Annotated in this window: 12 protein-coding genes and 1 pseudogene; 8 read left to right on the top strand and 5 right to left on the bottom strand. The window is 39.3% G+C overall.

Going from position 1 to position 14,268, the window contains the following annotated elements; translation table 11 throughout:
• Positions 1 to 41: 41 nt before the first annotated feature.
• The 4 genes from BacF7301_RS00460 (at position 42) to BacF7301_RS00475 (ending at position 2,930) form a co-directional block, all read left to right on the top strand.
• Positions 42 to 410 (top strand): YraN family protein, encoded by a 369-nt coding sequence (locus tag BacF7301_RS00460; RefSeq protein ID WP_167959478.1) that lies wholly within the window; start codon positions 42 to 44, stop codon positions 408 to 410.
• A 47-nt stretch (positions 411 to 457) separates the two neighbouring features.
• Positions 458 to 814: an MmcQ/YjbR family DNA-binding protein gene (locus BacF7301_RS00465; RefSeq protein ID WP_167959479.1), complete on the top strand. Its 357-nt coding sequence runs from the start codon at positions 458 to 460 to the stop codon at positions 812 to 814.
• Positions 798 to 1,556 (top strand): biotin--[acetyl-CoA-carboxylase] ligase, encoded by a 759-nt coding sequence (locus BacF7301_RS00470; protein WP_167959480.1) that lies wholly within the window; start codon positions 798 to 800, stop codon positions 1,554 to 1,556. The genes BacF7301_RS00465 and BacF7301_RS00470 overlap by 17 nt, the downstream gene beginning before the upstream one ends.
• A gap of 66 nt (positions 1,557 to 1,622) precedes the next feature.
• Complete coding sequence (locus BacF7301_RS00475) at positions 1,623 to 2,930, top strand: zinc-dependent metalloproteinase lipoprotein (RefSeq protein ID WP_167959481.1); 1,308 nt, start codon at positions 1,623 to 1,625, stop codon at positions 2,928 to 2,930.
• Positions 2,931 to 2,978: 48 nt separating this feature from the next.
• Here BacF7301_RS00475 and BacF7301_RS00480 read toward each other — a convergent pair whose 3' ends face one another.
• Positions 2,979 to 3,662, bottom strand: coding sequence for a tetratricopeptide repeat protein (locus BacF7301_RS00480; protein ID WP_167959482.1), 684 nt, complete (start codon positions 3,660 to 3,662; stop codon positions 2,979 to 2,981).
• Positions 3,663 to 3,772: 110 nt separating this feature from the next.
• Here BacF7301_RS00480 and BacF7301_RS00485 point away from each other — a divergent pair, with 110 nt between their 5' ends.
• The 3 genes and pseudogenes from BacF7301_RS00485 (at position 3,773) to pyrH (ending at position 6,893) form a co-directional block, all read left to right on the top strand.
• The gene (locus BacF7301_RS00485) at positions 3,773 to 5,104 is read left to right on the top strand and encodes an MATE family efflux transporter (RefSeq protein ID WP_167959483.1); all 1,332 of its coding nucleotides are present in this window, start codon (positions 3,773 to 3,775) and stop codon (positions 5,102 to 5,104) included.
• A 122-nt stretch (positions 5,105 to 5,226) separates the two neighbouring features.
• A pseudogene (locus BacF7301_RS00490) lies at positions 5,227 to 6,033 on the top strand (KilA-N domain-containing protein).
• A 149-nt stretch (positions 6,034 to 6,182) separates the two neighbouring features.
• The gene (gene pyrH / locus BacF7301_RS00495) at positions 6,183 to 6,893 is read left to right on the top strand and encodes a UMP kinase (protein ID WP_167959484.1); all 711 of its coding nucleotides are present in this window, start codon (positions 6,183 to 6,185) and stop codon (positions 6,891 to 6,893) included.
• Between the two features lie 226 nt (positions 6,894 to 7,119).
• Here pyrH and BacF7301_RS00500 read toward each other — a convergent pair whose 3' ends face one another.
• From BacF7301_RS00500 to BacF7301_RS00515, 4 genes are all read right to left on the bottom strand, one after another.
• Positions 7,120 to 7,647: a DUF4369 domain-containing protein gene (locus BacF7301_RS00500; RefSeq protein ID WP_209319485.1), complete on the bottom strand. Its 528-nt coding sequence runs from the start codon at positions 7,645 to 7,647 to the stop codon at positions 7,120 to 7,122.
• Positions 7,648 to 7,747: 100 nt separating this feature from the next.
• A complete protein-coding gene (locus tag BacF7301_RS00505; RefSeq protein ID WP_167959485.1) occupies positions 7,748 to 8,614 on the bottom strand; it encodes a BT1926 family outer membrane beta-barrel protein in 867 nt (288 codons plus the stop codon).
• A 26-nt stretch (positions 8,615 to 8,640) separates the two neighbouring features.
• On the bottom strand, positions 8,641 to 11,499 hold the full coding sequence (locus BacF7301_RS00510) for a BT1927 family outer membrane S-layer protein (RefSeq protein WP_209319486.1): 2,859 nt from the start codon (positions 11,497 to 11,499) through the stop codon (positions 8,641 to 8,643).
• 377 nt (positions 11,500 to 11,876) lie between these two features.
• Positions 11,877 to 12,842 carry a tyrosine-type recombinase/integrase gene (locus BacF7301_RS00515; protein WP_167959486.1) on the bottom strand — a complete coding sequence of 322 codons (966 nt, stop codon included), beginning with the start codon at positions 12,840 to 12,842 and terminating at the stop codon, positions 11,877 to 11,879.
• Positions 12,843 to 13,340: 498 nt separating this feature from the next.
• Here BacF7301_RS00515 and BacF7301_RS00520 point away from each other — a divergent pair, with 498 nt between their 5' ends.
• The gene (locus BacF7301_RS00520; RefSeq protein WP_167959487.1) at positions 13,341 to 14,252 is read left to right on the top strand and encodes a DMT family transporter; all 912 of its coding nucleotides are present in this window, start codon (positions 13,341 to 13,343) and stop codon (positions 14,250 to 14,252) included.
• Positions 14,253 to 14,268 lie beyond the last annotated feature (16 nt).

Here is a 14,268-nt window from a genome sequence, read left to right on the forward strand (position 1 = left end):
TGTAAATTCAAAGAATAAAAGCAGTAAATTTGCAAAAAAAGATGGCTAAACATAATGAATTGGGTAAAGCCGGAGAAGATGCCGCTGTAGCCTATCTCGAACAGCATGGTTATATCATTCGTGACCGGAATTGGCGAAAAGGGCATTTCGAACTGGATATTGTGGCCGCAAAGGAGAATGAGTTGATTGTAGTTGAGGTTAAAACCCGCAGCAACACTCAGTTTGCCGAACCGGAAGATGCCGTTGACCTGCCCAAAATAAGACGTACGGTACGTGCTGCGGATACGTACATGAAACTGTTTCAGATTGATGCCTCTGTACGTTTCGATATTATTACCGTAGTGGGTAACGACAATGGGGATTTCAAGATTGAACATATGAAGGAAGCGTTTTATCCGCCCTTATTCTAATGCTAATCATAAAGAGTGTACACAGATTTATTATAAATTGATTTATTATGAACGTAGAAACTGTCAGAGAATATTGCTTGAGTAAGAAAGGTGCCACCGAATCTTTTCCTTTTGACGACGTATCACTAGTTATAAAGGTAATGAATAAAATGTTTGCTCTTATTGATTTGGAAGAAGCCAATCATATCGCATTGAAATGCGACCCGGAGAAAGCGATTGAACTGCGCGAACATTATTCCGGAATTGAAGGAGCTTACCATTTCAACAAGAAGTATTGGAATAGTGTCCGCTTTGACAGTGATGTAGATGACAAGTTCATGAAAGAACTTATAGACCATTCCTACGATGAAGTAATCAAGAAGTTTACTAAAAAGTTACGTGCAGAATATGATGCTCTCCCCTGAATTATTTCCGGTTCCATTGATTCATATCAGAGAAACGAACTCTACCAACAACTATCTGCAAACTCTTTGTGCCAAAGAAAAAGTAGAAGAGTTTACGACCGTAGTCGCCGACTTCCAAACTTCCGGACGGGGACAGCGTGGAAATTCGTGGGAATCGGAGCCATTCAAGAATCTCCTTTTCAGCTTTGTGCTTTTTCCTGAGTTTTTGGAAGCACGACGCCAGTTTCTTATTTCGCAGATTGTGTCTTTAGCTATCAAGGAAGAATTGAATACATATACCGATGATATTTCTATCAAATGGCCGAATGATATTTACTGGAAAGAGAAGAAAATATGCGGAATACTGATAGAGAATGACTTGATGGGACGGAATATCAATCAGAGTATTGCGGGAATCGGAATCAATATCAATCAGGAAGAGTTTCACAGCCTAGCACCCAATCCTGTTTCACTATACCAAATCACAGGAAAACAATATGATATTTTTGAGGTCTTGAAGAATATTATGTTGCGTATCCAATCTTATTATAAACTGCTCCAAAAAGACGAAACAGCACCCATTGTCACCCAATATGAAAAGTCGCTTTTCAGAAAAGAAGGGATGCACCGATATAGAGATGCGAACGGAGAATTTCTTGCACGAATTGTCTGTGTAGAGCCCGAAGGTAGATTGATTTTAGAAGATGAGACGCAGAACCAAAGAGGTTATATGTTTAAGGAAGTGGAATATTTATTGAAATAAATAATTGACTGACAGATTAAAACATTATCTTTGAGACGTACGTTTATATAAAAAACTCTCTTATTTATGAAAACAAGACTAATTCTTTTGCTTCCATTCTTATTCTTATTCGCTACTAGTTGCGAAGATTCTGATTCTGCCACGTTAGAGGTATCCAAGTCAACATTTGAAGATATTAGTGCAAGCGGTGAAACCTTAACCATAGACATAACCTGCAGTTCTTCGTGGACTGTGGTCAGTAACAAGCAATGGTGTATTCCCGATAAGAATAAAGGAGAAAACGATGAAAAGCTTACTTTATCTATCAATATAAATCCGGAATCCTCTTCGAGAACTGCAACTGTCACTATTATTAGTAATAAAGTCAGCAAAACGTTCAATATAACTCAAAAAGGAGCCGATGAAACAACAGAAGAATATCATTATGAGCTTCCTGTCATTTTTCATGTATTGTATCAGGATAAAAACAACCCCCTACAATATGTAAGTCAAAAGCGCCTGGCAGATATACTTCAGATAGTCAATGGCATGTATAAAAACAGGACTAATAGTGTAGATATGAATCTAACGTTTACACTTACGACAACTGGTCCCAATGGAGAGACATTAACTACTCCAGGCGTAGAATACATAGAACAGTCTCAAAACTACCCGATTGACTGTGAAACTTTCATGAACGATAATTCAGGTTATTATGTAAAATATTTATGGGATCCTAACAAGTATATCAATATTATGATATATAATTTCACCTCTGATCCCAATTCAGGAAGTGTAACATTAGGAATCTCTCATCTACCTTATTCTACTACAGGTGCTAACTTTTTAGAAGGACTCACTGAAACTAAATACTCCTCTATAAAGCTAGAAAATCTTCAATTTCCATATTCCGTATCCATTAACAGTCTGTTTATCAACAGAGAATCTATTTCTCCAAAGTATGATCCTGCTGATGTCACCGTCACTTTGGCACACGAACTTGGACATTATTTAGGTCTGCATCATACATTCTCCTCTGATAAAAACGGAAACATTATCAATACATGTAAAGATACAGACTATTGCGACGACACCCCTAGTTACAATAAGATTCAGTATGATGCTGATTATGCATATGTAGAGCAAAACGAACCGGAGAATTATAATTTCAACTATCTCGTTCGTAGAACTAACTGTAGCAATAATACATTTATTTCTTATAACATAATGGATTACTCCATCAGCTACTCTAATCAGTTTACACCTGATCAAAGAGCTCGTATCCGCCATGTCCTATCATACAGTCCACTTATTCCGGGACCGAAAAACGGACAAGTACAAACACGTTCTACTACGGATGGGCCAATCGACTTACCAATAAAAGTCATTAAATAGAATATAAGTATTCAATCACAATTAATTGATAAAGAAGAGGTGAACCGCCTAGCGCTTCACCTCTTTTTCTATTCTCAATATCTTATCCAACGTCTTTTGAGCTTCTGTCGACGGAAACCTTAAAATAACCTTCTGCAAAGAATCCCGTGCCTTTTCATATCCCGTAGCAAACACTTTTGATAATCCGTCCCGATAACGGGCATATTGCATTTTCGTCGGTGACGATATTTTCTTATAGTCAGTCTCCAACTGCTTCTTTTCCCGCTCAGCCATCAAATAATAGTAATTGCCTAAGAAGATGTTGGCCGCCAGATTGTCTGCATCCAGTTGCAATATCTTTTCATACATACGCAGGGCATCCTTTTCCTGTCCGCGGCATACCTGCATTTCGGCACAGGGTTCGAGATAGTCTACATTATTGGGAGCCTTTTGAAGTAACTCTTTATAGAACAGATAAGCCTTGTCGTAATTCCGCTTCTTCTTATAGGCAATCGCCAGTTCATTCGCCAGATTCACGCTAATTTCACTGCTTTTGTCCACATTCGTCCAATAGTACATTTCCGTGCGATCCATATTCAGACTGATCGTCTGTCGGAAATAGCTCACAGCCTGTCCGTGCTGTCCGGCTTCGATAGCGGCAGACACTTTCTGCAACATCTCGTCCACCGACTGCGCATTCAGCATCAGCGGCAACGAAAACAAAGATAAAAAGAAGATAGTTAAGGCTCTCATAATCCAATATTTGCATTTAGTTCGTGGCACACAAAGATACAATAAAAAAATAAAAAATGTACCTTTGCGCACAAAAAGAACAATCGATTTGATAAAAGTGTTTCTATAAAATGATAGATAAAAAACAAACCTCTGAAAACAGACGAATATTACAGATTGCCATACCATCGATTATATCCAATATAACCGTTCCGCTACTGGGACTTATTGATGTCACTATCGTAGGTCACCTCGGTTCTCCGGCTTATATCGGAGCCATTGCCGTAGGGGGAATGTTGTTCAATATTATCTATTGGATTTTCGGTTTCCTGCGCATGGGAACCAGCGGCATGACTTCACAGGCTTATGGTCAGCACGATCTTAATGAAATCACCCGGCTGCTATTACGCTCTGTCGGCGTGGGATTATTAATTGCTTTCTGTCTGTTGATACTTCAATATCCTATCCTGAAACTGGCATTTACATTTATACAAACGACACCGGAAGTCGAGCAACTGGCAACGACCTATTTCTACATTTGCATTTGGGGAGCTCCCGCCACATTAGGCCTTTATGGATTTGCTGGCTGGTTCATCGGAATGCAGAATTCACGTTTCCCGATGTATATCGCTATTACGCAAAACATTGTCAATATTGCAGCCAGTCTCTGTTTTGTCTATTTATTGGATATGAAAGTAGCAGGTGTAGCTTTGGGAACCCTCATTGCCCAATATGCAGGTTTCTTCATGGCTATTCTGTTATACATACGTTACTATCATACGCTTAGAAAACGAATTATATGGAAAGAGATTTGGCAGAAGAAGGCTATGTATCGTTTCTTCCAGGTAAATCGTGACATTTTTTTCCGTACGCTTTGCCTTGTTATAGTCACCATGTTCTTCACTTCAGCCGGAGCCGCACAAGGAGAAGTTGTTTTAGCAGTCAATACTTTGCTGATGCAATTATTTACTCTCTTTTCCTATATCATGGATGGTTTTGCTTATGCCGGCGAAGCTTTGGCAGGACGCTATATAGGCGCTAAAAACCAAATAGGCCTGCACAACACAGTGCGTCACCTTTTCTATTGGGGATTTGGACTTTCGTTGGTATTCACTATTTTATATTCAGTTGGTGGAAAAGAATTCCTGGGATTGCTGACTAACGATGCTTCAGTAATCAATGCGTCGGACTCCTATTTCTATTGGGCACTCGCCATTCCATTAGCCGGTTTTTCTGCATTCTTGTGGGATGGAGTATTTATCGGTGCTACCGCTACCCGTCAGATGCTTTACTCGATGCTAGTCGCTTCCGCCAGTTTCTTCGGTATATATTATGCATTTCATTCCCTTTTGGGAAATCATGCTTTATGGCTGGCGTTTCTTGTTTATCTTTCATTAAGAGGAATCGTACAAACTTTTTTAGGAAGAGGGGTCATGAAAAAGGCAATCACATCGCCTCAATAAAGGCTATCAGTATAAAACGAATTGAAACCATTTGAATTATAGCACAATTTCCCAAATGAAATTTCTTTATTATCAAAAGAATATAGTACTTTTGATAACGAAAATCATTATATCAATGTAACATGGCAAAAATAACAGTCAAGAACACAAACGTGACTATCACTCTCTTCAATGATAACGATTATATATCATTAACAGATATAGCTAAATATAAAAGTGATGACCTAACTGCTGTTATTGCAATTGGATGCGTAATCGTAATACCATAGAATATCTCGGCATTTGGGAAAGCTTGTACAACCCAGCTTTTAAACCCCTCGAATTCGAGGGGTTTAAAAAAGAAGCAGGGCTGAATGCATTTACTCTTTCTCCGAGCAAATGGGCCGAATCGACAAATGCCATTGGCATTATTTCCAAATCCGGACGATATGGTGGAACGTACGCTCATAAAGATATCGCTTTCAAATTTGCAAGTTGGATTTCGGTGGAATTTGAGTTATACATCGTAAAAGAGTTCCAACGTTTGAAAGAGCAAGAACAAGCCCTACTCGGTTGGACAGCTAAACGTGAATTATCTAAGATAAACTACCGAATTCATACCGATGCCATTAAACAAAATCTTATCCCGGCCGAAGTTACCACCAAACAGGCAAGTATCATTTATGCCGAAGAAGCCGATGTGCTGAATGTTGCCATGTTTTGGCATGACAGCAAAGATGTGGAGGGAGCAAAATCCCGAATTGAAAGGAAATATCCGTGACTATGCCACCATCAATGAGCTTATTTGCCTCTCAAATATGGAAACCCTCAATGCTGTATTCATCGACCAAGGAATACAACAAGGCGAACGACTCATAAAACTAAATCAGATTGCTATTCAACAAATGCGGGTATTGGAGGATGATGGAAATCGGAAGTTACTAAAATAGAATCCATATGAACACACCCTTTTTATTGAGTAATGACTTGGAATCCTACTCTACCATATATTCCATCCAAGCTGCATTATTCTTCCATTTTTATTCGTCTATTCCAGCGTTTTTGTGTAAGTTTGCGGCAAACAATAAAAGAAAAAGATATGGCAAAGTATAAAAGAATCTTACTAAAGCTCAGCGGAGAGAGCTTAATGGGCGAGAAACAATATGGTATTGACGAAAAAAGACTGGCAGAGTATGCAGAGCAAATCAAGGAAATCCACGGACAAGGCGTACAAATAGGTATCGTTATCGGTGGCGGAAATATCTTCCGCGGATTGAGTGGCGCCAATAAAGGTTTTGACCGTGTGAAAGGTGACCAAATGGGGATGTTGGCAACTGTCATTAATAGCCTTGCTCTAAGTTCGGCTCTTGTAGCTACCGGAGTGAAAGCCCGTGTCTTGACGGCAGTCCGCATGGAGCCTATCGGTGAATTTTATAGCAAATGGAAGGCTATCGAATGTATGGAAAACGGGGAGGTTGTCATCATGTCCGCAGGAACAGGAAATCCTTTCTTTACTACTGACACAGGTTCTTCATTGAGAGGAATCGAAATCGAAGCAGATGTAATGCTGAAAGGAACCCGTGTAGATGGTATTTATACCGCCGATCCGGAAAAAGATCCTACTGCAACCAAATTTGATGACATCACGTATGATGAAGTACTGAAACGCGGATTAAAAGTAATGGACTTGACAGCTACTTGTATGTGCAAGGAGAATAATTTGCCTATTGTCGTTTTTGATATGGATACGGTAGGTAATTTAAAGAAGGTAATCAGTGGAGAAGAAATAGGTACTTTGGTACATAACTAATTATAAAAAAAGGACGTTCCCGGGAAATAAGGGAATTTAGTATTCAGGAACGTCCTTGAAAACATAACACTACAAAATATGGACTTTCACAAGGGCATATTTTGTTTCTCTTTATGATATTTCCATCCTAATAAGTAATAATATTATTGATGGGAAATACCCGGAGAAGTTATTGTTCTTCGTGGGAAATTTTGTTTCCTTCTGAAAAAGGGGCAATATGATTGTATTATAGCGATGAGCGGTAGGCAGTTCGTATATATTCTCCTATCGCATTATCGTTATTGATTTCTATAAATTTCTTCAGCAAATCCGAAAATCCGGTTTTTATTTGTTCTACATTTTTACCCGTGCAGGTTGCGGAATATTCATCAACAGCCATCAGGAAATCTTGCATACGTTCATTAAGCATCGTTCCTTTCGTACAGACAATATCGGAAATACCGGCTTGGATAGTCCCGTTTTCCAAAACGACAGGAAGGCGATATTCAAATCCCGGACGACGGGTAGGAATGGAAAGTATCTTCACTACCGGCGAAACGATCGCTGCCGTGTCGGCAAAGACAAACTTTCCGTTTATTATCTGTGTACTATCTACAGGTAGATTGGTACAAGCATCTTTCATATAGACCTTTTTACCTTCAAATTCAGGCAGGGATACTGTACCGTCAATCTCATACCCTTTCAATTGATGACCGGAACAGGCTCCTCCCAACAAACCTATACCTAAGAGATAAAATAATATTTTTTTGTTCATTGAGTTATTTATTCTTCATCAATGAAAAAGAAAAGCCGTCCGCCAATATCAGCAGAGCGGCTCTCTTTTTTCATTTATACATTTGTATAATCATTTATCCTTAGAATCTGAAACCCAGTTTCACCACAGGCATTTCGAAAATCTTGATGTTATGGTGACCAGCATTATATTTATCAAACCCTTTCGGACAAATCTGTATCAAGTCATAGCGGTAAGCCAGCGGATGCATTTCGAAACCGAAAATAAAACCTTTGGCAATACTATACTCGATGCCTGCTACGGCAGCCACTTTGAAACCGTACATCTGACCGGCTTTACTACCGGAAGTGAACACTTGAGCAGGAAGTTCTTCCGACTCGTCACTATCCTTATAGGTGTCTCCGGTATAAGGTTCGGTAGTTTCAATGCGTGCCATCTGGAAGCCGAGTGCGCCTCCGATATATGGATGAATACGTTCGTTGCGCGTCTTGAAATAATAGTTGGAACCGACAGACATATACCAATTATTGGTCATCTGCGCATTGATATAACTTTGCGCCGGGATAATCATGTCGGGTACACTATTGTCTCCTTCCACATAGTCTTTCTTGGGAGTCAGGCTGACATTCATGCTGAACTGGAAGTTTACATCCCAGTTATCAGACAGAAAATATTTACCTTCCACACCTGCAATATTGACAAGACTATTATTGTTCAGACTACCGATATTCAGGTAGCGGTCCAGGTCTCCGGAGTTGTCCGTTCCTCCATTTGGAAGTCCGATTACTCCTTCGGTATTGGTAAACTTAGGTAGTAGATAAGAGGTGTTCTCACTGAAGAACTTACCACTGCCAAGCATCACCGAAACCTGCCACTGCCCTTTCTTCGGGGCAAACGACGCATCATCACTGCTGCTGTAGCGCTGCGCCAATGAAGGCGCAGCAGTCATACAGGTCAGCAAAAGTAATGTGCATAGTTTTTTTATCATCTTGTTACTTTTACGTAGTTAGAGAATTATTTGGTCAAAGCAGCAAGCAAAGCTTCCAGTTGAGCAAATGCCATGTCATAAACATCTTTAGCTTTATTATATTCAGCTTGTGCGGAATCTAAAGCATATTTCTTTTGTTGAAGTTCATAAGCAGAAACATCTTCATGATTAGTGAACAGTTCGATACGTTTTTCAGCAAGTGCTACGGCATCTTTCTTTTTCACAACTTCTTTTTCCGCGTCTGCAACTTCACCCTTCCAATAGGCAATAATAGATTCTACTGTTACAGGTGATGTACCACCAACAGCTCCTGCGCCATTCATGCCATTAATCTGATTTTGAGCAGTAGTCTTCAAAGTAGTATAATCAGTAATTAAAACTCCAAATTTATCAGCCTCCGCTTGATCAGCAGCAGTCAAAGCTTCTTTTTCGTCCTCTGCCGCCTTCACTTCTGCCTTGGCATCTTTCAAGGCGATACGAGTCTCCTCTGCCTTTGCAATAAACGGATTCATTAAAGATGTGTTAGCCTTAATTTCATTCTCCAAATTAGCTTTCACACCAGCAAGCTGAGCAATTAACGGCTCAATCAGTTTTGCGGCAGCTATTTTGTCTTTACAAAGTTGCACATCGTCGTTAGCAGCCATCATAGCTCCCAATGCGCCAAAAGCACCCAAATTGCCACCATTCTGTTCAATATAGGCACGAACCATTGCTTCAGTCACTTCAACAAGTCTATCATCTGAGAATACACTACCAAATACAGCAACGGAAGTCGTTTTTAGAGCTGCTTCAGCTGTACTGGAATCAAGTTTAGTTTCACTTAACTTAGCAAACTCGTCATCAGAGATATTAGAGCGAAGTGCTTTTTTATGTCCAGTCAGATTTCCGTCTTTATCTTTTTCATCTTCATAGAAAGCGCCCGAACCTGTCAGATCGTCAAGTGTTAGCGTATTAACCAATTTCTGTCCATAAGGAGTTTTAGCTAAATTTTCATAAACACCGATAGCAGTAGTCACTTTACCAAGGGGTGTCTGCATATCCTTATTCGCATTAACTAAAGCTTCCAGTGCAGCCTTCACATCATCGCTACTTGATAAAGCAGTCTGACCAGCAGACTTTGCACCATTTTCTAAAGCAGTCAAATTTGCTGGGATTGCATAAAATTCAGTCGTTTTGGTTGCAGCTTTCGCCTTTTCACCTGCTATCTCAGCTGTTTTGCCAAAGTTTTTCAGGTAACCTTCAAGCTTAGTTATCTTTTCTGCATCTTTCTTACCAGCACTCCAAGCATCATATTCTCCCTTGACAGAAGAACTTTCAGCAGCTAATAACGCTTCCAATCCTGCAATATAAAAACCGTCCTCTTTGATTTTTTTTGTATCAGTAACATATTTATCATAAGCCACCTTATATGTTTTATCATAAGCTGTATTATATGCAGTTACTGCATTAACCAGAGTTGTATAAGATTTATTATATGCATCCGTTGCTTTTTTCAAATCAGTAGTCGGAACCAATGTAGCCGTTCCTTTTACTGCTTTTACAGATATCTCCCATAAAGCATACACTTTATCATAATCTTTCTTTTTCGCATCAGCATTCTCTTCAAGCCCTGCTAACTTTACTTCATTCCATTCTACACCATTTTGATCAACAGTATAATCCTTCACTGTTTTTTGCCAAGCTTCTACCGTTCTCAATGTAGTAGAAGGAAGGGTTGTTCTTGCTGTCTCATCCTCTAAATCCAGATCATCTTCGTATGCTTTTTGGGTATAGCTATCAGTAGAATTAAAAGTATAAGCAAAGATTCCTGCATTTGAATCATATCCACTTAAAGACAAAAAGTCTGCACTTCCACTAAACAGTTGTTTCAAAGCTGCATTTATAGGTTCTGACTTATATGATTTAAGGTAAAGCTTAGCATTATCATATTGTTTGGCAGAATCAGCAGCAGCTTTATTATAAGCGGTTTCGGCCTCGGTTTTCAACTTATTTTTTTCCGTGACTTTATCTTCAGCGGCTTTATATTCAGGCTTAGTCTTAGTTTCTTCTACTTTATAAAGTGCTTTACTCTGTTCACTCTTATATTCAGTAATTTTTTTATCTAATTCCTTTATTTTAGCGTCCCATGAAGCAGCATCAAAGTCTTCTGCGAGAGCCAACATATTATTCTGTTCATTCAATACAATTTCAGCTTTCTCTACATCAATCTGAGCTCTCTTCAAAGCCGCCTGTAAGCCAGCCAATGTAGGCTGACTAGGATCAACCAATGCATTATAATAATTAGTTTGAGCAATCCTTAAGACATCATACTTATCATTCATTGTACTAGTTGTAGAAGCTAAGAACTCTTGTGCAGTTTGAACCTGTTGCTGTTCTTTATCACTCAATGTCAACTTAGCAAGTTCAATCTCTTCCATAGCTAAATCATAAGAAGCTTGAGCTCTTGCTGTTGCTTCCTGAGCAGCCAGCATATCCTTTCTGAATTTCTCTGCAGCCAAAGCCATGTTGTTTTCCGCATCGGCTTTTCTTTTCTTCGATTCAGCTATTTCTGCTTCAATTCTTACTTTTTCTGCTTCATTCGTAGCCTGTTTCAACTCAACTTCAAGCTCCTTCAGCTTCACTTCCAATGCTTTCAACTGATTGTCATACTCTGCTTTCTGATTAGCAAGCTCCTGTGCTTTATTCAGTAACTCCTGATTAGCAACCTTTGCTTTCTGCATTTCGACTTCCACTAACTCTACTGTTGCCTGTGCCTTAATCAACTCAGACTTCGCCCCCCTCAGATTGGTGATGCCTTCCGGTTCATCGGTGTCAATACATCCTGTGAATGTAGCTGTCGTACCTGCCATAAGCAAGGCTGCGACTAAATACGTCCATTTTCTCATAAAAGTAAATTAAATGTTATACAATTAATAAATAAAAAATTTGGTTCTATTATTCATAGTTCTTTTCCGTATTAATAGTTCTACTCCCGTTACTTTGTAGGTAACGGGAAAACACATTGATCCCCTAACAGTAGTGTCTGCAGGGTATACTTAATAAATAAGGAATGGAAATAATTTAACCCCTGCTTCTGACAAGCGGCAGAGGGGAGGGAAATCTTTTGCAATATTTAGAAGTTAACAAAGCCCTAATACAAAGAATCCACGTGTTTTATCTGTCTTAGTTCCGCTTTTGAGTAGTTTATTAGAAAAAATGTTTGATTTAGTTTGGTTGTTTTAAGAAATATGCTCATATTTGCACCGATATTTATTCCCGTTACCTACAAAGTAACAGACCTATTATTCAGCAACTTACTTGTTTTATATAGATTTCCCAGTGAAGAAATCACTTTTACATTAGCTTCATCAATCTTCTTATTTTTGAAAGGTTTCAGATAGGTTTCTGTCACAGTGATAGACGAATGTCCCATTGCCTCTGAAATAACACCTGGATGTACTTCGCAATAATAAGCCATTGTAGCCCATGTATGGCGAGCGGTATACGAACTTATATCTGTATTCAACCCAAGCACCTCTTTTAAAATGGTTAACTGATAATTAAAGTTTCGCAATGCCAGCTGATATTCCTTATATGCGGCTTCCGTTCCTTCAGCACTGGTAATTAACGAGAAAAGATAAGGAGAAGAAGAATCTGTATTCATATACCGTTCTATCAACTTCATAGCTTCCGACGTAAGGGTTACGGTCAGTAAACGACCGGTTTTTCTACGGCGATAAGTCAAAACGTTCCCATCAATATCATGCTTTTTTAAATAAGCAAGATCTACAAACGGCATACCGCGAAGCAAAAACATCAAAAAGAATAGCGCACGCGTACGCTGCAAGTCGCTATTTTCCGAATAATTTCCTACAGGAATCTTTGTCATCAACAGCCCCATATCCTCCTTTTCCAAAGCACGCTTACGGTCGACACGCGTTCCTGTATAAACATAGCGGAAATGATGTGGCACATAAGGAGCCAAATGTCGATCAACCGCACGGTTATATACAGCACGCAATGTACGCAGGTAAGTAGACACGGTATTCCAACTGCAATTCTTCTCCCGCAAATACGACTCGTATTTCTTAAGAAAAGCCTGTGTTACTTTCCGAAAAGAAAGATTCCCACTACCATTGAATGCAATAACAGCATTCATACTGCTCCTATAAATGTGAGCAGTACCAAAATTCCCACTCTTTTGTAGCCCATCGGCTACTTCTTTCATAAAAGAAATAAAGTTCCCCATATTTTTTATTAATGATGGGGAGAAGTATTAAATAAAGTCACATGATAAATTGGCTTTTATAATACTCTCCCCTGTTTATTAGTTCAAGACAAATATAGCGATATATTTGTTCTGAGGAAAAAAACAAGTAAACGGAAACTTTCAGAAAGTCGGCACTAACTAAGAATAACTTCTTTCTTGTATATAGTAACCTTTTACCCGCCTGAAAACTATCCTGCCGACTACATAGAATTATCTTCGAACATACATAATTCTAATCGTCTGACTATAGTTTACTTTTCGTCTGACTATAGTTAGACGAAAGTTATACTATAGTCGGACGAAAGAATAACTATAGTCAGACGAATAAATCTATGCATAAGCTAAATCAATTCTATGCAGGCGGAACAATAGTTTTTAGCATACGAAAGATTAAATTATACTATCAACGCCCTAAACGCTTGTTTATCATTAACGAACTGCGTACTTTTGCACGCCATTTTAAAAGAGCTAAAGACAATGACCAACAAGACCAAAGGTTTTATCTATGGAGCAATTGCCGCCGCAAGTTACGGCATGAATCCACTTTTTGCACTTCCGCTCTATGCAGCCGGTATGAGTGTCGATACGGTTTTATTCTATCGTTACTTTTTTGCCGCCATAGTGCTCGCCATTCTGATGAAGATGCAACGCCAGTCTTTTGCTCTCCGAAAGGCGGATATTCTGCCATTAGTCATCATGGGATTGTTGTTCTCTTTTTCATCACTGCTGCTGTTTATGAGCTATAACTATATGGACGCCGGAATTGCTTCTACCATTCTGTTTGTCTATCCGGTGATGGTAGCTGTCATTATGGGAGCATTTTTCAAAGAGAAGATTTCCGCGATTACCGTTTTCTCGATCTTGCTGGCACTCTCGGGCATCGCTTTACTTTATCAGGGAGACGGTGACAAGCCGCTGTCTACCATAGGCATAATCTTTGTACTGTTATCCTCACTCTCCTATGCTATATATATAGTAGGTGTAAATCGTTCGACATTGAAAAACCTGCCGACAACAAAACTTACGTTTTATGCTATCCTGTTCGGACTCTCGGTTTATATCGTCCGCCTGAACTTTTGCACAGAACTGCAGGTTATTCCATCCGCCTGGCTTTGGGCGGACGTACTGTCACTGGCCATTCTGCCTACTGCCGTATCACTGGTCTGTACAGCCCTGGCCATCCATTACATAGGCTCCACACCAACGGCTATCTTAGGAGCTTTGGAACCTGTAACGGCTTTGTTTTTCGGCGTTCTTTTATTTCACGAAAAAATTACGCCCCGGTTAATGGTAGGTATTTTAATGATTATCACTGCCGTTACCCTAATTATCATAGGAAAGTCGCTCATAAAAAAGATGGGAATGCTGTTGCAGATGAACAAAAAATAATATACTTTTGCTAATT

The sequence above is a fragment of the Bacteroides faecium genome (assembly GCF_012113595.1).
Classification (GTDB): Bacteria; Bacteroidota; Bacteroidia; order Bacteroidales; family Bacteroidaceae; genus Bacteroides; species Bacteroides faecium.

Excerpts from the sequence above, each read along its gene's own strand:
- BacF7301_RS00460 (WP_167959478.1), top strand. The coding sequence starts at position 42 with ATGGCTAAACATAATGAATTGGGTAAAGCCGGAGAAGATGCCGCTGTA.
- BacF7301_RS00465 (WP_167959479.1), top strand. The coding sequence starts at position 458 with ATGAACGTAGAAACTGTCAGAGAATATTGCTTGAGTAAGAAAGGTGCC.
- BacF7301_RS00470 (WP_167959480.1), top strand. The coding sequence starts at position 798 with ATGATGCTCTCCCCTGAATTATTTCCGGTTCCATTGATTCATATCAGA.
- BacF7301_RS00475 (WP_167959481.1), top strand. The coding sequence starts at position 1,623 with ATGAAAACAAGACTAATTCTTTTGCTTCCATTCTTATTCTTATTCGCT.
- BacF7301_RS00480 (WP_167959482.1), bottom strand. The coding sequence starts at position 3,662 with ATGAGAGCCTTAACTATCTTCTTTTTATCTTTGTTTTCGTTGCCGCTG.
- BacF7301_RS00485 (WP_167959483.1), top strand. The coding sequence starts at position 3,773 with ATGATAGATAAAAAACAAACCTCTGAAAACAGACGAATATTACAGATT.
- pyrH (WP_167959484.1), top strand. The coding sequence starts at position 6,183 with ATGGCAAAGTATAAAAGAATCTTACTAAAGCTCAGCGGAGAGAGCTTA.
- BacF7301_RS00500 (WP_209319485.1), bottom strand. The coding sequence starts at position 7,647 with ATGAACAAAAAAATATTATTTTATCTCTTAGGTATAGGTTTGTTGGGA.
- BacF7301_RS00505 (WP_167959485.1), bottom strand. The coding sequence starts at position 8,614 with ATGATAAAAAAACTATGCACATTACTTTTGCTGACCTGTATGACTGCT.
- BacF7301_RS00510 (WP_209319486.1), bottom strand. The coding sequence starts at position 11,499 with ATGAGAAAATGGACGTATTTAGTCGCAGCCTTGCTTATGGCAGGTACG.
- BacF7301_RS00515 (WP_167959486.1), bottom strand. The coding sequence starts at position 12,842 with ATGGGGAACTTTATTTCTTTTATGAAAGAAGTAGCCGATGGGCTACAA.
- BacF7301_RS00520 (WP_167959487.1), top strand. The coding sequence starts at position 13,341 with ATGACCAACAAGACCAAAGGTTTTATCTATGGAGCAATTGCCGCCGCA.